This window comes from Desulfohalobium retbaense DSM 5692 (genome assembly GCF_000024325.1).
Taxonomy (GTDB): domain Bacteria; phylum Desulfobacterota; class Desulfovibrionia; order Desulfovibrionales; family Desulfohalobiaceae; genus Desulfohalobium; species Desulfohalobium retbaense.
In genome coordinates this window covers 2167673-2186739 of the sequence record NC_013223.1, presented here as the reverse complement: position 1 = coordinate 2186739, position 19067 = coordinate 2167673, and the positions used below count along the sequence as shown (strand labels likewise).

The 19067-nt window shown below is 56.8% G+C and carries 15 protein-coding genes; 12 read left to right on the top strand and 3 right to left on the bottom strand.

Annotation, left to right across the window (positions count from 1 at the left end):
* Nucleotides 1-98 precede the first annotated feature (98 nt).
* From otsB to DRET_RS09450, 11 genes are all read left to right on the top strand, one after another.
* Nucleotides 99-932, top strand: a complete 834-nt coding sequence (gene otsB, locus DRET_RS09500) for a trehalose-phosphatase (protein ID WP_015752330.1) — start codon at nucleotides 99-101, stop codon at nucleotides 930-932.
* Nucleotides 933-1037: 105 nt separating this feature from the next.
* Nucleotides 1038-2525 carry an alpha,alpha-trehalose-phosphate synthase (UDP-forming) gene (locus DRET_RS09495; RefSeq protein WP_015752329.1) on the top strand — a complete coding sequence of 496 codons (1488 nt, stop codon included), beginning with the start codon at nucleotides 1038-1040 and terminating at the stop codon, nucleotides 2523-2525.
* The gene (gene rsmA, locus DRET_RS09490) at nucleotides 2522-3340 is read left to right on the top strand and encodes a 16S rRNA (adenine(1518)-N(6)/adenine(1519)-N(6))-dimethyltransferase RsmA (RefSeq protein ID WP_015752328.1); all 819 of its coding nucleotides are present in this window, start codon (nucleotides 2522-2524) and stop codon (nucleotides 3338-3340) included. Before DRET_RS09495 ends, rsmA begins: the two co-directional genes overlap by 4 nt.
* Nucleotides 3341-4088: 748 nt before the next feature.
* Nucleotides 4089-4361 (top strand): HU family DNA-binding protein, encoded by a 273-nt coding sequence (locus DRET_RS09485; RefSeq protein WP_015752327.1) that lies wholly within the window; start codon nucleotides 4089-4091, stop codon nucleotides 4359-4361.
* Between the two features lie 15 nt (nucleotides 4362-4376).
* Nucleotides 4377-4550 carry a hypothetical protein gene (locus DRET_RS13835; protein WP_015752326.1) on the top strand — a complete coding sequence of 58 codons (174 nt, stop codon included), beginning with the start codon at nucleotides 4377-4379 and terminating at the stop codon, nucleotides 4548-4550.
* Nucleotides 4551-4699: 149 nt separating this feature from the next.
* Nucleotides 4700-4900: a 30S ribosomal protein S21 gene (gene rpsU, locus DRET_RS09480; protein WP_015752325.1), complete on the top strand. Its 201-nt coding sequence runs from the start codon at nucleotides 4700-4702 to the stop codon at nucleotides 4898-4900.
* A gap of 582 nt (nucleotides 4901-5482) precedes the next feature.
* Complete coding sequence (locus DRET_RS09475) at nucleotides 5483-7786, top strand: endonuclease MutS2 (protein WP_015752324.1); 2304 nt, start codon at nucleotides 5483-5485, stop codon at nucleotides 7784-7786.
* Between the two features lie 516 nt (nucleotides 7787-8302).
* Complete coding sequence (gene dnaG / locus DRET_RS09470; protein ID WP_015752322.1) at nucleotides 8303-10024, top strand: DNA primase; 1722 nt, start codon at nucleotides 8303-8305, stop codon at nucleotides 10022-10024.
* Entirely contained in the window at nucleotides 10017-11780 is a 1764-nt protein-coding gene (gene rpoD / locus DRET_RS09465; protein ID WP_015752321.1) for an RNA polymerase sigma factor RpoD, read from the top strand. Before dnaG ends, rpoD begins: the two co-directional genes overlap by 8 nt.
* A gap of 729 nt (nucleotides 11781-12509) precedes the next feature.
* Nucleotides 12510-12788 carry a hypothetical protein gene (locus tag DRET_RS09455; RefSeq protein WP_015752319.1) on the top strand — a complete coding sequence of 93 codons (279 nt, stop codon included), beginning with the start codon at nucleotides 12510-12512 and terminating at the stop codon, nucleotides 12786-12788.
* Nucleotides 12757-13110 (top strand): helix-turn-helix domain-containing protein, encoded by a 354-nt coding sequence (locus DRET_RS09450; RefSeq protein WP_015752318.1) that lies wholly within the window; start codon nucleotides 12757-12759, stop codon nucleotides 13108-13110. Before DRET_RS09455 ends, DRET_RS09450 begins: the two co-directional genes overlap by 32 nt.
* Before the next feature lie 503 nt (nucleotides 13111-13613).
* On the opposite strand, the gene DRET_RS09445 is transcribed toward DRET_RS09450, so the two are convergent.
* The 3 genes from DRET_RS09445 to DRET_RS09440 all read right to left on the bottom strand — a co-directional run bounded on the left by DRET_RS09445 (nucleotide 13614) and on the right by DRET_RS09440 (nucleotide 16413).
* Nucleotides 13614-14288, bottom strand: a complete 675-nt coding sequence (locus DRET_RS09445) for a thermonuclease family protein (RefSeq protein WP_015752316.1) — start codon at nucleotides 14286-14288, stop codon at nucleotides 13614-13616.
* A gap of 164 nt (nucleotides 14289-14452) precedes the next feature.
* Nucleotides 14453-14968: an REP-associated tyrosine transposase gene (locus DRET_RS13445; RefSeq protein ID WP_015752315.1), complete on the bottom strand. Its 516-nt coding sequence runs from the start codon at nucleotides 14966-14968 to the stop codon at nucleotides 14453-14455.
* A 338-nt stretch (nucleotides 14969-15306) separates the two neighbouring features.
* Nucleotides 15307-16413, bottom strand: coding sequence for a tRNA adenylyltransferase (locus DRET_RS09440; RefSeq protein WP_015752314.1), 1107 nt, complete (start codon nucleotides 16411-16413; stop codon nucleotides 15307-15309).
* 898 nt (nucleotides 16414-17311) lie between these two features.
* Here DRET_RS09440 and DRET_RS09435 point away from each other — a divergent pair.
* Nucleotides 17312-18334 (top strand): nucleotidyltransferase family protein, encoded by a 1023-nt coding sequence (locus DRET_RS09435; protein ID WP_015752313.1) that lies wholly within the window; start codon nucleotides 17312-17314, stop codon nucleotides 18332-18334.
* Nucleotides 18335-19067 lie beyond the last annotated feature (733 nt).

Here is a 19067-nt window from a genome sequence, read left to right as displayed (position 1 = left end):
CCTGTTCGAGGCTTTCAATCCTTCAATTCTTCAATTTTCTAATCTCTTAACCCCTCAATTCCTAGATCTTTCAATTCTATTACTGCAGAGCATCTGTCATGTCCGACACCCGAGAACGCGATATACATACATGGGGCAACTGGGGCCAGGGGCCTTCTTTCTGGCGACGCGTCGCCAAGGCTGACCAGCGGTTGCTGTTGCTGGACTATGACGGGACCCTGGCCCCGTTTACTCCGGAGCGGGATCGGGCCTTTCCGTATCCCGAAGTCCCGGAGCTGCTCCGGGCGTTGCAACAGGCGGGGCGGACCCGGGTGGTACTTGTCTCGGGACGGGAAAGTTCTGTGGTCGCCAGATTGCTTGGTCTCGATCCCCCCCCGGAGATCTGGGGCTGTCACGGGGGCGAACACCTCGCTCCGGATGGGACGTTGACGCCGGTCTCGCTCAGCGACACCCAGCGCGATGGCCTGCGTCAGGCCGCCGCTCTGGCGGATGAGGCGGGAGCTGGGACGAACCTGGAGTATAAACCCGGCTGCGTGGCCTTGCATTGGCGGGGGGCGCAGGAGGCGGGTTTGCGAACAACCGCGAACATGCTACATGAAAATTGGCAAAAGCTGAGCCAGACCTTTGCGCTCGCCCTGCACCCGTTTGACGGCGGCCTGGAACTCCGCGCTGCGCATTTGAGTAAGGCCCACGCCGTAAAAACACTTGTGGCGGAGGTCCCTGCGGCAACGAGTGCGGCGGCCTATCTCGGGGACGACCGGACCGATGAGGATGGTTTCGCTGCCCTGGGAGAGTGCGGCCTTTCGGTTCTGGTGCGAAAGCAGTGGCGACCGACCCTGGCTTCGTTGTGGCTCGTTCCCCCGGAAGAATTGCTCCAGTTCTTACGCCGCTGGCTCCAGGCAGCCCGGCACGGCGACGATGAGACTATTTGAAACTGCCGAAGGGCTGAGATCAGGGAGTGATTCCCGTTTCCGAGAGTACAAAAAGCTGGAGCGTGGCTGCACGTTACGGTTTTTGCAGGCAGAGATGGAGGATCTATGAGCTACTCAGACCAGCAACGTCTCATCGTTGTCTCGAACCGCCTTCCCATTGCCCTGAAATGGATGGACGACCATTGGGAAGTCAATCCCGGCAGCGGCGGTCTGGTCACGGCCTTGGCCCCGGTTCTGGGCAAGCGGGGCGGCATCTGGGTCGGCTGGCCCGGGACGGATGTCGAGGCCGATGTCTCGGCGCCGTTGGACCGCTTCTCCCGGGAGCAGGGGTATGATCTGGTCCCGGTCCCGCTCAGCGCCAGCGACGTCCAGGGCTATTACGAAGGATTTTCCAACGCCGTGCTCTGGCCCCTGTTTCATGATTTCCACACCCACTGCAATTTCCAGCCCGATTTCTGGCGGACATACGAGACGGTCAACAGCCGCTTTGCGGAGCGCATCCAGAGTGTCGCCCGGGACGACGACTACATCTGGGTCCACGACTACCATCTCATGTCCGTGGCCCGGAAGTTGCGGGAAAGCGGCGGAAAGCGGCAGTGCGGCTTCTTTCTCCATATCCCGTTCCCGGCTCCGGATACCTTCATGAAACTCCCGTGGCGGCGGGAATTGGTGCGCGACTTGTTGTCCTTTGACCTCGTCGGCATGCAGACCCAGCGCGATGTCAGCAATTTTGTCCACGTCATGCGCAGCCTGTGCTCCGACGTGGAGACCGAAGGGGGACGCAATTTCCAGCGCGTTTCCTGCGGCCCGTTGTCGACCAAGGTGGGCGCTTTTCCGATCAGCATAGATTTCAACGCCTTTGAAAAGCAGGCCTCCTCACGGGAGGTTTCCCAACGCACGGCAAGCCTGAACCGTCTCCACGCCAACCGGCAGATCCTTCTCGGCATCGACCGACTGGACTACACCAAAGGCATCCCGGCCCGGCTTGAAGCCCTGCGCCAGGCCCTGCTCCATTACCCGGATCTGCAGGGCAAGATCTCACTGGTTCAGGTCGTGGTCCCCAGCCGGGAGCATGTGCCCGAATACAAGAAGCTCAAGGTCGAGATCGAGCGCCTGGTCGGCGAAATCAACGGTCAATTCACCACGCCCGGCTGGATCCCCATCCACTACCTGTACCGCAGCCTGCCCAGGGAAGAACTCATCTCGTTTTATCGCTTTGCGGATATGGCCCTGGTCACCCCGCTTCGCGACGGAATGAACCTGGTGGCCAAGGAGTATTGCGCCTGCAACTACCGCGAGGACGGCGTCTTGATCCTCAGCGAATTCGCCGGTACGGCCGCCCAGTTTTTCGAGCACGCGATCCTGGTCAACCCGTATGACGTGGAGGGCATGGCCCGGGCCATCCGACAGGGCTACTATATGCCTCGGGAAGAGCGGCGCCATCGTATGCGCGCCCTGCGCAATCAAGTCGCCGGCGCGGATATCCACTGGTGGGTCGACTCGTTTCTGCACGCCACGGAGCAGGACCCCAAATCCGGCGGACCGCTTTCGGTTCAGTCCCTGCATTATCTGGCCTCAGAGGAGGTGTTTTGAGTACCGCGCCCTCCACAGGGGACCAGCCCCCCAACGCAGACGATCTGCCCCGGGCCAAACGGAGCCTGGGGCAAAACTTTCTGGTCGACCCCAATACGATTCGGGCCATCATTGGCGCCCTGCGCGCCTCCCCCGGCGACCGGGTCTTCGAGATCGGTCCCGGGCGCGGCGCTTTGACTGAAGAGATGCTCGGCCAGGGTCTGGAGGTGAGCGTCCTGGAAAAAGACCGCGTTTTGGCGCGATATTTGGCCGATCGGCACCCCCAACTCCGCGTCATCGTTGGTGACGCCATGCAATTCGCCTGGGAAGGGATACGTGGCGATTGGCGTGTGATCGGCAATCTGCCGTACAATGTCGCCTCGCCGATTATTTGGGACCTCGTTGCCCGAACTCCGGCCGCGCGGCGGATGGTGTTCACGGTGCAAAAAGAGGTCGCCCAACGGTTGTGCGCTGCTCCGGGATCGCGGGCTTACGGCGCCCTGTCGGTGTGGGTGCAGACCTTCGCCGGGGTCCATTACGAACGCACCCTGGGCGGCAATGTTTTTCGCCCCCGCCCGAAAGTGGATTCGGCGGTGGTCAGCCTGGACCCCGCGGGGCGGTCCCTGAGCCAAGCCCAACAAGAGGCGCTGGGACAGGTCTTGCGGGTGTGTTTCCAGAAACGTCGCAAGCAGCTCGGTTCCATTTTAAAATCGGTCTGGAGTCCGGAATTGGAGGCTTGGCTGGAGGCCCAGGGACTCGACCGCCGGGTCCGGCCCGAAGCCTTGTCGCCTGAGGCGTTTCTGGAGCTGGCGCGATTGGTTGGGGGGAAGATTTAGGTCTAAGTGTTAAGTTTTAAGTGTGAGGTTTTAAGTAATTTATATTATTGAGGAATTGAAGAATTCTGGAATCGAGGGATTGAAAAGAAAAAAGGCGTTTCGTAGGTCGGCTCCGGCGAAGCTGAAGCCGACAGGGATTTCACGAATCGACCCCGATCCCGATAGCGATTTCGATTCAGCGCTCTCAAGGCTTTTATGCCTTTTCCGTCACAGACACGGTCACTGTCGCGATCCCCTTTCCTCAATTTCTCAACATTTCAATTCGATAATCTTCCTAGCAACTTCATACCTAACACGTAACACTTCAAACCTGCTTTTCAAGTCCGTAGGTCGGCTCCAGCGAAGCTGAAGCCGACAGGGAGACTGAAACGTAAAACGTCCCCCAAATCAACCTGGCGTGGCAAACCCCGCTGTGACGGGCTTGGTCGGAGGCGCTCCGAAACCGCTGGCGGATACCCCGAAAGGGGCCCCTAAAAGGGCCGAACCCCAGAAAAGACCGGAAAATGGCGGGTTCAGGGGTTGACGTGAGCCGGATTTCCCTTCAAACAAGTGTTCAGGCGCTTTGGGCGCGAGTTTCAGGGCATTTCACCCCTGGACAGACGGCAGTGTTTGCTATAGGCAGCAAAGGAAGCTGGCCAAAGCCAAAACGACCTCGTTGCCTAGCAGAAAATATCGGCCATTTTTGTTTGCGGCCGGTCCGGGCAACCGGGAAGCCACAAGCCAAGCGAAACGCAAGAGGAGGAAAGGAATGACAAAGGCAGATCTTATTGGGAAAGTCGCTGAGAAATCCGGTTTGACCAAAGCTGACGCTGAACGTGCTGTGAATGGGTTTCTCGAATCCGTCGAAGACACCCTGGTAAAGGAAGGCAAGCTGACCATGACCGGTTTCGGCACCTTTTCCGTCGAGGAACGCAAGGCCCGCAAAGGCCGTAATCCTCAGACCGGGCAGGAGATCACCATCCCCGCCAGCAAAGTCGTCAAGTTCCGTCCCGGAAAACTTCTCAAGGATGCCGTCAAATAAGCAGCGGAGCTATCTATGATCCCAGGTGAAACTGTACAAAGTATGCTTCCTCAGGATTTGCCCTGGTGGCTTCCTGACCACGCGATCTTTTTTGGCGTCCTGTATGGAGTATTGCTCGTGATCGGTGCGGGCGTCGGGTTTGTTGTACTGCGCTCCCTGGCCCAGACGTTTGCGGACAAGCACCACTAACGTTCCGGGAATATGAGCTATTTGAGGGACTCCGTCTGAATCGAGGCGGGGTCCCTTTTTTGCTTGTCAAAATGGCTTTCCATGGCTATTATGAAATGTTTCTTGTCCAGGCAAGAAGTCCAAAATTTATGATGAGGGGGTGAGGCACTGTGCCCGGAGTAATTATCGGAGATCACGATAACTTTGAGGCTTCCCTGCGCAAATTCAAGAAGCAGGTGGAGAAGGCCGGCATTCTTTCCGAGCTGAAAAAGCGGCAACACTATGAAAAGCCGAGTATTCAGCGCAAGAAGAAAGAAGCTGCTGCGCGCAAGCGCTTGCTGAAGAAGATGCGCAAAATGCGTCTCCTCTAGAACCATTTCAATTGGCTGTAAGGTGCCGGCCTTGTGTCGGCACCGCCCAACACGACATCCAGGGTGCCGCCGGGCTCAGTCCGGGAGGCATCCTGGATAGTGGTGTTGTTGTATTTTTCCTTTGCCGGGGAGATGAGCCCGGCTACGTTCCCTGGCTCCCCGGATGGGCTCTGCCCCGAGAGCCGTGGGACATGCTCTCGCCACCTGGTCTCTCTGGCTGTTGAGAGGCTGTATCGCGCAGCCCGGACACAACTCCCCAGGGGCGGCGGCAAAAACGTTCAAGGGCCAGCTTTCCTTATGAAAGCGCTTTTCCATTCCCAAGGGTGCATATGCCTGAACGCCCAAAGGTGAACTTTTTGCCGTGCTTGTGCCAGTAGGGACACCCGGCTGCTGCGGCCCAAAAACGAATCCCGGTATATGGGCACTGTGACCCGCCCAGGCCTTGGACTGGGACTGGGAATCGTCGAAGCGCCTCGCCCCAGCGGCTTCCCCACGAAGGCTTGCGCTCCACGGCCACCCTTTCCCACCCGTCTCGGCGTGCGCCGTGCCCGATACGGACACAACGAACGGATCGACTCGCCAATGGAATCCCGTACGCTACGTTTATTGGAATTTCCCCAACTTTTGGAACACCTTGCTTCGCGGGCCCAGTCCGAAGCCGGGCAAGCGGCTTGCCGCGATCTGGCCCCGATGGCGGATCGCAATGCCTTGCACCACCGGCACGCTCTGGTCGCCGAGGGGCTGGAATGGGCCGGGCAATGGCTGAATGCCGTCCTGCCGTTTCCCGGACTGCAAGGTGTTTTCGAGTATGTACAGCAGGAAGACCGCTTTCTCGATGCCGATGGATTGTGGGGCGTGGCCCAGGTTCTTCAGCGTGCTGTCGCCGTCACCGAAGCCATCGAGACCATCAGTGACGAGAGGGCTGTGGCGCTGCACGCCTGGCGCGCCCGGTGCCCCTGGCCGGAGAAGCTTACTTCCGCGCTCAAGCGGTGTCTGGGACCCGACGGACGGCTGACCGACGAGAGTTCCCCCGGTCTGTTGGCCGTGCGGGTCGAATTGCGGCGCATCCAGCAGCAGTGCACAAAAAAAGTCCAGGATTCCCTGCACGATGAGGCCCTGTCGGCCTATCTCCAGGACGAGTATTTTACCGTCTCCTCGGACCGCTATGTGCTGGCCCTGAAAGCCAATTTCAAGGGCCGTATCCCTGGTATTGTCCACGACTACTCCCAAAGCGGGGACACCTGCTATCTGGAACCCTTTTTCCTGGTCGATCTCAATAACGCCCTCCAGGAACTCAAGCAGCAGGAACGTGAGGAAGAACGCGAAGTCCTGCGGTATCTGACCGGGCTATTGCATCAGGAACGCGACGAGGTGGAGGCGCTGTACGACTGGCTGGTGCAGACCGATGTCCTGGCCGCCAAGGTCCGCTTGGCCCAGGCGATGGACGGGGCCCCACTGGTACCCGACCCCGGCGCTGCCCTGCGTTTGAGCGAGGCGCGTCACCCTTTGCTCGCCCTGGGCGCTGAAACGGTGCAGCCGGTGGACATCGCCCTGCATGAAGGCCAGCGCGCCCTGGTCATCAGCGGGGGGAACGCGGGCGGCAAGACCGTCTGCTTGAAGACCCTGGGCCTGGTGGCACTCATGGCCCACGCCGGCCTGCCGGTCCCTGTGGCGGCCGACAGCACCCTGCCGTTGTGGGAGACCATATTTGCCGTTCTCGGTGACGAGCAGAGTCTGGAAGACCATTTGAGCACCTTCACCGCACAGATCGGCCATTTTCAACGCGCCTGGCCCCAGATGGGTCCCTCGAGCCTGGTCATTCTCGACGAATTCGGCGCCGGGACCGACCCGAGTCAGGGCGCCGCCCTGGCCCAGGCAGTCCTCGACGGATTGCTGTCCGCCGGGGCCTGGATCGGTGCCGCGACCCACTTCCCGGCCTTGAAGGCCTATGCTATGGGCACAGAGGGAGTCCGGGCCGCGTCGGTTCTCTTTGATCCCGATTCCCGTCGTCCGCTGTACCGTCTGGCCTACGACCAGGTCGGAGCGAGTCAGGCCCTGGATGTGGCCGAAGACCAGGGGCTGCCGCAACAGATTTTGGATCGGGCCAAGGAATACCTGCTTCTGGAAAGCGACGAGACCGACCGCCTTTTGGAGCGGCTCAACCGCTTGGCGGCCCGGCGCCAGGAGACCCTGGACGAACTCGAGGGTCAAAAGGCGCAGCTCGAACGCGAGCGTCAACGGCTACAGGACCGGTTTGAACGGGAAAGCCGTGCCCTGCTCAAAGATCTCAAGGCCGCCTCCCAGGAGATTGTCCGGGAGTGGAAGGCCGGCAAGAAAAGCCGGAAAAAGGCCCAGGAAGAATTGGCTCGGATGCGGCACCAGATCGAAGCCCAGGCCGAAGCCGAGGCGCAGTCCCAGCCGCTGACTCTGGAGGAGATCGAGCCGGGGCATCGGTTGATCTATGTGTCCTGGGGGAAGAAGGGCGCCGTCGAGGAGGTCGACAGCCGCAAAAAGCGGATCAAGCTCGATCTCGGCGGCGTGTCGTTATGGGCTTCACTTGCTGAGGTCCAGCGCGTTGCAGGCGAGGGCACGAAGTCGCCGTCTTCCTCGGTCCAATTCGTTCAGACCGAAGAGTCCGGCCTGCCTTTGCGCCTCGATGTGCGGGGCATGCGGGCTGAAGAGGCCCGCAACGAAGTCGAGCGGTTTCTGGATCGCGCGCGCCTCGAAGGCCGGCGCCATCTGGAAATCGTCCACGGCAAGGGCGAGGGGGTGCTGCGCCGCGAGGTGCAGGACATGCTCAGACGGGCGCCCGGTGTTGTCCATTTCGAACTCGGCCGCCCCGAGCAGGGCGGCGACGGAGTGACGCAGGTGGAATTGGGTGATTGAGGGATTGAAGAATTGGGGGATTGAAGAAGGGGATCGTGACAGTGACGGTGTGTGTGACTGGAAATACAGGGAAACCCTGAGGCATTCGAATCGAAATCGCTATCGGGATCGGTATCGAAATCGATTCTTGAAATCCCTGTCGGCTTCAGCTGCGCTGGAGCCGACCTACGTGCTGCTGAGTTTGTAGGTCTCTTTCTTGTGTTTTCCTTAACACTTAAAACCTAAAACTTAAAACGTCCTCATCCCCGTAGGTCGGCTGAAAGCGGAGCGTCAGCCGACGGAAGCGTTGGCTTTGATCCTTCCCTCAAATGCAACCGACATCGAAAATGGGATCACTCGTTGCACTCCACGTCAGCTTCGGCGTTGCCGACGTCAACCTCATACTGATTTTCCCGGTCCTGTTGTCGTTTTGAGGCCTGTTCTTTCCCTAATTTTTCAACCCCCGAATTTTTGCATCCCGCAATTCACAATTCTTCAATCCCTAACCGAGTCAAGTAGCGTAGCAGGAAGATCCCCATGGCCAGACGCAGCGGCGACACTATCGAGGCGATCAAGGCCCGCTTGAATATCGTCGACATTGTCCGTCGTTATGTGGATCTGCGCCAAGTGGGAGACCGCTGGGCCGGAGTCTGCCCCTTCCACCAGGAAACCAAGCCCTCCCTGAGCGTCCATCCGGAGAAAGGCTTCTTTTATTGCTTCGGCTGCCAGGCCAGCGGGGACCTGTTTGATTTTTACTGCATGATCAACGGCCTGGAGTTCCGCCAGGCCCTTGAGGAACTTGCCCGGGAAGCCGGGGTGACCCTCAATGACCGCCCCGACCCCCAGGCCGCCCAGCGCCAGCAGGAGCGCCGGGCCTGTCTGGAAATGCACTCCCTGGCCCAGAGTTTTTTCCAGCGCCAGTTGGAATCCGCCGAGGCCCGGCAGGCCCGGGAATACCTCGAAGCCCGGGGGGTGGACGAAACCATGCAGGACTATTTCGGGCTCGGCTATGCGCCGGAGCAGTGGCAAGCCCTGTGCGGCCACCTCCAGCAAAGCGGCTACAGTCCGCAAAAAGGGGTTACCGCTGGGCTGCTGTCCCAGAATAAAAAGGGCCGGATCTATGACCGGTTCCGGGGACGGGTGACCTTCCCCATTCACGATCTGGGCGGCAAGGTCATTGCCTTCGGGGGCCGGGTCATCGGCGAGGGTGAGCCGAAATATCTCAACAGCAGTGATTCGCCCATCTACAAGAAAGGGGCGCATCTCTACGGCCTGTACCAGGCCCGGCAGGCCGTGACCCAGTCCAAAGAGGTCCTGCTGACCGAAGGGTATGCCGATGTCATCGCCCTGGTCCGCTATGGCTTCACCAATGCCTGCGGCGTGCTGGGCACGGCCCTGACCGAAGAGCAGGTCCGGCGCTTGGCCGGTTTGGCCCGCCGGGTGACCCTGGTCTACGACGGCGACCGGGCCGGACGTCAGGCCGCGTCCCGCAGCGCGGAAATGCTTCTGCGGCAAGGGGTCCAATGCCGGGTGGTCAGTCTCCCCGATGGCGAGGACGTGGACAGTCTGCTCCAGGGCCAGGGCGCGGCCGGTTTTCAGCGGTATGTCCGCGAGGCAGAGGAAGGGTTGTCGTTTTGTCTGCGGGTGCTGCGCGAAAGCGGCGTGGCCAGGGAGATTCTGCGTTGGGCGACCGAGTTTTTGAACGGCCTGCACGACAGCACCTGGCAGGCCTATTTCCTGCCCCGTGTGGCCGCGGGCCTGGAGTTGTCCGAGACCGAACTGCGGCGCGCCGTGGACGGCAATCGGGAAGCGAAGACCAGCGGTGGCGCGCAGCAACGCGGCCAGCGATTGGAACGCACCTCTCCCGGGCAAAGGGACCGGGAACTCCTCCATTTTGCGATTTCTTTTCCGGCCTACACCAAGCGGCTCGACGTCCTGGGGCTGGACCACGCCCTGGCCACGGAGCGCGGCCGGCAACTGTGGCGGAAAATTCAGGCCTTTTCGCGAGAAGAATTGCTTTTACACCTGGACGAAGGGGAAAAGCGATTTTATATCCAATCTGAACTGGATCCTATCCCGGCGGAGCGTGAACGTCTCGTCTGGGAGGGGATCGAACAATTTTTACACAGGACGCGCCAGGATGAGAAGCTGCATGAGATGCGTACGGCACTCAAAAAGGCGCAGGAAGCTGGAGATGCGGAAGAAATGGACCGTCTTCTGCAAGCATATACCGACATGCTAGGGGGGCTCAATGAGTAACATCAAGGATGTCCAGCAGATTAAAACGCTCATCGCCGAGGGCAAAAAGAAGGGGTTTTTGACCTTTGATGAGCTAAACAAAGCCCTGCCCAACGAGGTGAACCAACCGGAGCAGATCGAAGAGATTATCACCATCTTCGACCAGTTGGACATCGCCATCGTGGACGCCCAGACAGGCAAAAATCTGGGCATGGTGGCCGGTGACTCCGGGGGAGATTCCGAGGAGGAAGAAGAACTCGAGATCACGGAAACCGAAGAGGTTGAAACCACACGCAGTTCCGATCCCGTGCGCATGTATCTGCGCGAGATGGGGATTGTGCCCCTCTTGGACCGCGAAGGCGAGGTCGAGATCGCCAAGAAGATCGAGGACGGAGAATTGGAGGTTCTCTACGCCTTGATCGAAGTCCCTGTGGCCGTGGAAGAACTGGTCGGGGTCGGCGACGACCTCCAGAAAGGGACCATCAAACTCAAGGATGTGGTCAAGACCATCGAGGAAGACGACCCGTCCGAAGATGAGATGAACCAGCGCGAGCGGGTCATTTACCTGCTTGAAGAGCTGCGCAAGCTCTATAAGAAACGCGTCAATATCTATTACAAGCTTGATGAGTGCGCGACGCTGGACAAGCGGGTGCGCGGCGTCCAGAACAAGATCATCGACTACAAACACGAAGTCGTGCAGATCCTGCGGGATATCAAGCTGGAAAAAACGCTCATCGACCGGGTTATCGAGACCCTGCACGATTACGTGCGCCAGATGCACAACTGCCGGCGCGACCTTTCCGCCTATGTCCTGTCTGTGGGCAAGACCCGGGGCGAGATCGAAGAGATCTTCGCCGAACTCGACCGGCGCGAGCTCAATCCGGTTATCGCTGCGGACAATCTGGGCATGACCGTGGAAGAGCTCTTTTCTTTCAAGGAGATGCTGGCCGGGAAGATGGAGATTTTGCAGCGCCTGGAAGAGAAGTGCTGCCATTCCGTGACCGACCTTGAAGAGATCCTGTGGCGCATCAACCGCGGCAATTACGACGCCCTGCGGGCCAAGCAGGAGCTTATCCGCTCCAACCTCCGTCTGGTGGTTTCCATCGCCAAGAAATACACCAACCGCGGTCTGCAATTCCTGGATCTCATCCAGGAAGGCAATATCGGCCTGATGAAAGCCGTGGACAAATTCGAGTACCAGCGCGGCTACAAGTTTTCGACCTACGCCACGTGGTGGATCCGGCAGGCCATCACCCGGGCCATTGCCGACCAGGCGCGGACCATCCGTATTCCGGTGCACATGATCGAGACTATCAACAAGCTCATCCGGACCTCGCGCTATCTGGTCCAGGAACTGGGGCGTGATCCTCAGCCCGAGGAAATCGCCGAGCGCATGGACTATCCGGTGGAGAAGGTCAAGAAGGTCCTCAAGATCGCCAAGGAGCCCATCTCTCTCGAAACGCCCATCGGCGACGAGGAGGATTCCAGTCTGGGCGATTTTATCGAGGACAAGAAAGCCGTGGCCCCGGCGGAAGAGGCGGTCAATTCCAAGCTGGCCGAGCAGATCTCCACAGTGCTTTCCGAACTCACGCCGCGCGAGGAACAGGTCCTGCGCAAACGGTTCGGCATCGGCGAGAAATCCGATCACACGCTGGAAGAAGTGGGCAAGCTGTTCAACGTCACTCGGGAACGTATCCGGCAGATCGAGGCCAAGGCGCTGCGGAAACTGCGCCACCCCGTGCGCAGCCAGAGCCTGCGTTCCTATTACGAATCCTAGCGCTACAATGCGCCACCCGGAACGGGCGGCGATGGGTAACGAATAAAGGCAGTCCTTCGGGGCTGCCTTTATTCGTGTTATGGTTTAGGAAAATTGAAGAATTGGGGAATTGGGGAATTGGGGGATCTAGGGATCTAGGAATTGAAGAATTCAGGAATTGAAGAATGGGTTTGACAACAGCTGTGGTTGAGCAGGCAGTTGCTGAGCAGCAGCCCCGCGATTAGCTTTGTCTGACAACCTTACCGGGGACGGTCCAACCACGTAGGTCGGCTGAAAGCGGAGCGTCAGCCGACGTAAGCGTTGATTAAGGCACGAGACCTCTACAAAGCAAAAAAGCCTTGAGGTTTTCCAAATCCAAATCGCTATCGGGATCGGTATCGAAATCGATTCTTGAAATCCCTGTCGGCTTCGGCAAGAGCCAGGCCGGCGCCTGGCGGTCCGGAGAGGCAAGCCGGAATAATGGAAACAGAAGAGGAAGCTGTAAAAATCAGCACATCCGATCCCGATTTCGATCCCGACTTGGAGAGGTCGTGCTGTTTTTCGTCTATTGCCTTTTTCCTCTTCAATCCTTCGATTCCAAAATTCTTCAATTCCTCAATCATCCTTGAGACTTAAAGCGTCCTCATCCCCGTAGGTCGGTTGAAAGCAGGGCGTCAGCCGACGCAAGCGTTGGTTGAGGCATTAAAGAGGGTATTGACAATATACCATAAGAGGGTATAGTCCCCTCGTATGGGCTGGAAGGTTCAAATCAAAAAGAAGGTTCGCAAAAAAGCACGTGAATTTCCGAGGGTAGCCAAGGAAAACCTTCTCACCTTAATATGGGAAATGGAAGAAGCTGGCCCGGTCAGAGGCAACTGGCCCAATTATTCAAAACTTGGCTACAACAGGCACCACTGCCATATTAAAGGTGGGCAGCCTACCTATATGGCTATATGGGAAGAAATTGAAGGAGATATCAATCTCATCGAGGTGACATATGCAGGAACCCACGAAAAAGCCCCCTACTGAGACTGTGGATATCCGCATCACAGGTCCAAAATGGAAAAAAGATGCCGTACTCCGGGATATCAAGAAGCATGGCTATGTGGACACTAGCGATTGTATCTCTTGGCAAGAACTCTTTCCCGAGCTTGAGGGTGAGCCCAAATATAGCATCGCCCTACGTGGGGCACGAAACAAGGAGGGCTTGACTCAGGTGGAACTTGCTGAAAAGACCGGCATCCCTCAAAGTCATATTTCGAGCATGGAAAACGGGAAAAAAGAAATCGGTAAGGAACGGGCCAAACGTTTAGCTGAAGTGCTGAACATTGATTATCGGGTCTTTCTCTAATTGGTAGTTCATATCTCCCGGCAAAGCCCTGGGCCTTTTAGCCTCGGGCTTTGTTTTTGTGCTGGCGCTGGAAAGCACTATAAGCGAGCTACGGATACCAACTGAAGGCGTAAAGGCTCCCCGCAGTGACGGTATCTGTGACTGGAAATACAGGGAAGCTCTGAGGGTTTCGAATCGAAATCGATTTTTGAAATCCCTGTCGGCTTCGGCAAGAGCCAGTCCGGCGCCTGGCGGTCCGGAGAGGCAAGCCGGAATAATGGAAACAGAAGAGGAAGCTGTAAAAATCAACACATCCGATCCCGATTTCGATCCCGATCCCGACTTGGAGAGGCCGTGCTATTTTTCGTCTATTGCCTTTTTCCTCTTCAATCCCTCGATTCCAAAATTCTTCAATTCCTCAATCATCCTTACCATCTAAAACTTGACACTTAAAACTTTTTCAAAGCCAGGCCAGCGCCTGCCACCCTTCCGGCCACAGCCTCCCGGCTCCCTCCCCGTCTTTTTTACTTCTCCGGCCATACCGTACACCGCCGACATGGCGCGAATCCGGCGTCAAACGCATCATAGAGCGAGCCGAAATGGCGTCGGTTTCCCTGCGCTGTTTTTAGCCCGAACGGACATTCCAGACGGTGGAAACGAAAACTTCGGGTGTTGCCCAAATACGGCTCGTCAGCCTCCGGCATATCGAGGATGCGCGGCCAAAAGCCGCGCCCGGCACGCATGGCTTCCTGTTGGGCCCGCAGGAGGCGGTCCTGGAATTTGGGATCCTGATGCGGATGGGGATAGAAAAAGGCCAGACCGTCGCGAACCAGCACTTCGTTGACCAGGCGTCCGTCGCTCAGAAAGCCACGCGCCAGGACTCGTCCATAACGGTCCTTGCCTTCCTGGGAGGGGACAAAACGCATCCCTTGCTCGACATACATCTGGAGCGCCTTTCGCGCTTCCTGGGCAAAATACTGCTCCGGTTGGTCGTCATGCCTGGTCTCGGGGGTGTCGATGCCTTGCAGGCGAATGGTGGTATCGTCTTCAAGAATGACCGTGTCCCCGTCCGGGATCCAGCGGACCTCAGCGACACGATGATCATCGGCGACAGCGGCGACCAAACCGCTCCAGAACATGACAACCACAAGAACAGCGATTATTCGGCACCACATGCGTCCGAACCGGCAAAAATTCATGGAGCGACTCCTTTGTTGGGAATATATCTCTGAATCTGAAGGCGAACAGGGGCGGAGGTCGACCGGCAGAAGTTGCGCATGGGCCCCGAGTGAAAACTTGCTATTCAAATCGGGATCACGAGCACAACAGATCATCTTCACAACCGACAAAAAATCTGGCCCAATCATTCCTTTCCGATATCATCTTCGAACCTTATCCCGTTGGTACCCCATTCTCGATCGTATTCACCACATTGCACATACTTATGAAAACTCGAATATGGCCAGTACCGTACAGATTTGACCCATCCATGCTTTACAGGATTATAATGAATGTATTCGACATGAGAACGCAAATCAAATGCATCACGAATCTGATGCTCCCAATAGCGAGATTGCCAAACGGAAATTGGAAAATTTGCAGTATTCACGGAATTTATTTTTTGGGTCACAGCTCTTTTGATCAATCTCCATCTCGTTGAATAGTCGGAGTCGCCTTTGGGTAATGTCCACAGACAATGGATATGATCGGGTAAGATGACAATAGCGTCCATTCTAAACGGTCTGTCAGTACAAATATTTCGAATCTCTTGACCAAGAATCTCCACATTTTTCGAATCGTTGAAAAATGGATATCGATTTTTGGTCACAAGAGTAAAGAAAAAAGTGCCTCCTGGAGCATAGGCACGTCGATACCGCATGATTATTCCTTTATTAAGATGTCGGCTTCGGCTGCGCCGGAGCCGACCTACGTATCGCCGAGTATGCGGGTATTGTCGCCACCTCGGCATCAACAAAACCATCATTCAAAATGGACCCACAGGGTCAGTAATCAGCTCCGCTATCGAAAATACGACATCCGCAGCAGTCACGTAGGTCGGCTGAAAGCGAAGCGTCAGCCGACAACAGGTACGACCCCGTTCAGGGGAAAGCTGTACAGTTTCCCACTCGGTCTCTTTTCCTTCTTCAAATTCTCAATCCCTTAATTATTCAATTTTTTCTTGGAGCTTAAAACCTCGCTCCATCTTCCAAACCGCAATCATCCCCCTCGTAATGCCCGGATCTGCAATTGGCGCAGGTACTCCCCGGAGGCCGGGCCCTGGCCTCGCTTGTTTGCTGGCAGGGACACGGCCAACACCCGCGTCAGATCCGCCTCCATGCGCGGCAAGAGCCCCGGTGATCCATCCGCCCGGGCCAGCTCGCAAAAGGGCTCGACCAAGCCAGCGCGGTGGAGCCGCAACACCAGGTCCAACTGGGTCCCAGCCCGCAGTGCGTCGTACCGTCCGGCAAGCATATGCCACCGTGCGGCTATCCCGCCAGCACGGATCAACCGTTTGGGCAGCCGCAACCGTTGCCCCTGCTGCCAGGCCATAGCCTCGCCCCGGTGTTCATGGCGGTAGTGGTGCGGCCAGAGTTTAGCAGGGGTCCCGGCCTTGCCCATGTCGTGGCACCACCCCATCCAGGCCGCTGTTTCCGAGCCGGCCAACTCGTCCACAACACGGCAGGTATGGGCCAGGACAGATCCGGAATGGTAGGCGGGTGGCCCGGCTGGAATGGCCTCGGCTCCCTGCCATTCAGCAAACCACGCTCCCAGGCAGCCGGTCTGAACGATCAAGCTGAGAAAACGGCCCGGGCGCACGCCTTGCAGGGCCCGCCGGACTTCCCCGCCGACCCGCTCGGCGGCAGGTTGGGACAAAAGCCCCGCCTGCCCCACCTCGTGCATCACAGCCAACAAATCGGAATGGACCCGCCACTCGGGCCAGCAGGCCGCGAAACGGGCCGCGCGGTAGACGCGAAGGGGATCGGCTCGAAAATTGGCGGCACACACGGGTCTGAGTACTCGCCTCTGCAGATCCGTCTCGGCTTGGGGATGGGCATACAGTGTTCCCGTCGCAACATCACGGGCGAGGGCGTTGACCGTCAGATCGCGGGTTTCCAGGTCCGCCGTGATGTCCGCGGCCGAGGACACGGTGTATTCGTCACCGTCGAGCAAAAAGACCGGACTGTCCCGGCCAACCCGCTTGGCCCGGGGGAAGCACCGCTTGAATTCGTCCTCGGTGGTCTGCAGAACAACGTAGTCCCGATCTTGGCGTGGCCGGCCGAGAAATGCGTCGCGGACGCTGCCGCCGACAAGATAGATGCGCATGGGGAGGCTCTAGCACAGGCGGGGGACATTGTGAAATCCAGGGATGAAGGGATTGAGGGATTGAGGGATTGAAGAATTCAGTGATTGAAGAATTGAAGAGAGGAAAGAGAGGATACGAAAAACAGCATGGCTACTCCAGACCGAGATCGAAATCAAGATCGGGAGGCGGTCTTTTCCAGTTTTTCTTAGTACTTAAAACTTAACACTTAAAACCTGCTTCCAAGCACGTAGGTCGGCTCCGGCGGAGCCGAAGCCGACAGGAAGTTCAAGAATCGATAACGATAGCGATCCCGATCCCGATAGCGATTTCGATTTGGATTCGGCACCGTCAGGGTTTTCCTGCTTTGTAGAGGTCTTGTGCCTCACCCAAGGCTTACGTCGGCTGACGCTGCGCTTTCAGCCGACCTACGGGGATGAGGATGTTTTAAGTTTTAGGTTTTAAGTGTTAAGGAAAACACAAGAAAGAGGCCTACAAACTCAGCAGTACGTAGGTCGGCTCCGGCGGAGCCGAAGCCGACGGGGAGTTCAAGAATCGATTTCGATCCCGATAGCGATTTGGATTCGGATTTGGCACCCCTCAAAGCTTCCCTGTATTTCCGGTCACAGACACGGTCACAGTCACGGTCCTATTCTTCAATTTCTCAATCTTCCTTAACACTTAAAACTTAACACTTAAAACCTGCTTCCAAGTACGTCGATCGGCTCCGGCGCCAGCCGAAGCCGACAGGAAGTTCAAGAATCGATTTCGATCCCGACTTTGGATTCGGCACCGTCAGAGCCTTAAAACCTTTACAGTCACAATGGACTGCACGGCCCACAGGTTTTGCTCTCCGGGTTACACCCCAAAAGTTGATTTTTGTATTTGAGGGGTGTAAAGCGGAACCTCAAGGAGGGGCTCATGAATCTTAGTATCGACAATATTTTGGACGAGAACATTGCCTATTACCGTGCAAGGAAGACCTCTCTTGTCGCGAGAGTGCTCATAAATGGCAGAGGCTCCATAAAAAGACGCACTTTGGGAGGGCACGTCTATGTATATCTTAGAAGAAATTTTCAGGGGACGAAAGTCGAGACGTATCTTGGCCCTGAGGGATCACTACCCTCAAATCGAGTTGAAAAAAAACTGCATAAGATAAAATTGACTATTGAGGAACTCAAAAAGTCACGCCATGCTTTAAGACGATTAGGAGTTGCCAATATGAATAAGGAGAATTTCAGCCAGCAGCTCAAAGACCTCTTTCAAATGATGGATGATGAGGGCCTCTGGGATGAAGGATTACAACTTGTTGGGTCTTGGTGTTTTAAAGTCTACCAGAATTTTTTCCAGGTCGAATATTTTCCGGAACGCACAATTGATGTCGATTTTGCCATTCCTATTCCCTACAAGGGAAATGCCACTGCGATAGGGGCTCAGCTCAAGAATATGGGGTTCGAAGAAGAGTTTAACAGAAAAGATGGAACTATTTCATATATCTCAAGCGATTTGAAAGTAGAATTTTTAAAGCCACGGCACGGCGACGGCAGAAAAGAGAGTGACCCGTATATCAAAGAGTTGGATATTGCCCCCCAGGCACTTCCGTTTCTGAATATCCTGCTGGAAAATCCTCGCACAGCAACGATTCGAGATCTGGGCAAGATCACAATCCCATCTATGGGAGCTTTTTTGATCCATAAGCTCATCGTTGCTGACCGGCGTCGGGATCAGGGAAAGAAGAGCAAGGATTACCGACAGGCATTTTTTGTGGCCCAGGCTGTCCTCCGTGATTCATCCGAGTTGGAGAATGTCGGCACCGTTTTTCAGAAGTTGCACAAGAAAAGGCAACGGTTGATGCTGAAGTCTTCGAAACATGCCGATATGTATGTCACCGGAGCCACAGAGGTATTTCAGGAAATCTGGGACGCTTTGCAACTTGATGTGTAGTTGGCCCTTTGTGCGTATTACGATCGGCCTGACGGTGATTGCCGGCAGCCCCCGGGAAGTTTTTCAGACAAAGCTGATCGCGGGGGGGGTGTAGAGCTTCCTGGGAGAAAGCGGAAAGTTCCATAGGCGTGGCCGGTACGTCGATCGGCTCCGGCGCCAGCCGAAGCCGACAGGGAGTTCAAGAATCGATTTCGATCCCGATCCCGATAGCGATTTCGATCGGCACCGTCAGGGTTTTTCTGCTTTGTAGAGGTCTCGTGTCGCAACCAACGCTTACGTCGGCTGACGCTGCGCTTTCAGCCGACCTACGGGGATGAGGACGTTTTAAGTTTTAAGTGTTAAGGAAAACACAAGAAAAAGGCCTACAAACTCAGCAGTACGTAGGTCGGCTCCGGCGCCAGCCGAAGCCGACAGGAAGTTCAAGAATCGATTTCGATCCCGATCCCGATAGCGATTTGGATTCGGCACCGTCAGGGTTTTTCTGCTTTGTAGAGGTCTCGTGTCGCAACCAACGCTTACGTCGGCTGACGCTGCGCTTTCAGCCGACCTACGGGGATGAGGACGTTTTAAGTATTAGGTTTTAAGTGTTAAGGGAAACACAAGAAAAAGGCCTACAAACTCAGCAGTACGTAGGGCGGCTCCGGCGGAGCCGAAGCCGACAGGAATGGGAAAGATCGATCCCGATCCCGATAGCGATTTGGATTCGGATTCGGCACCCCTCAAAGCTTCCCTG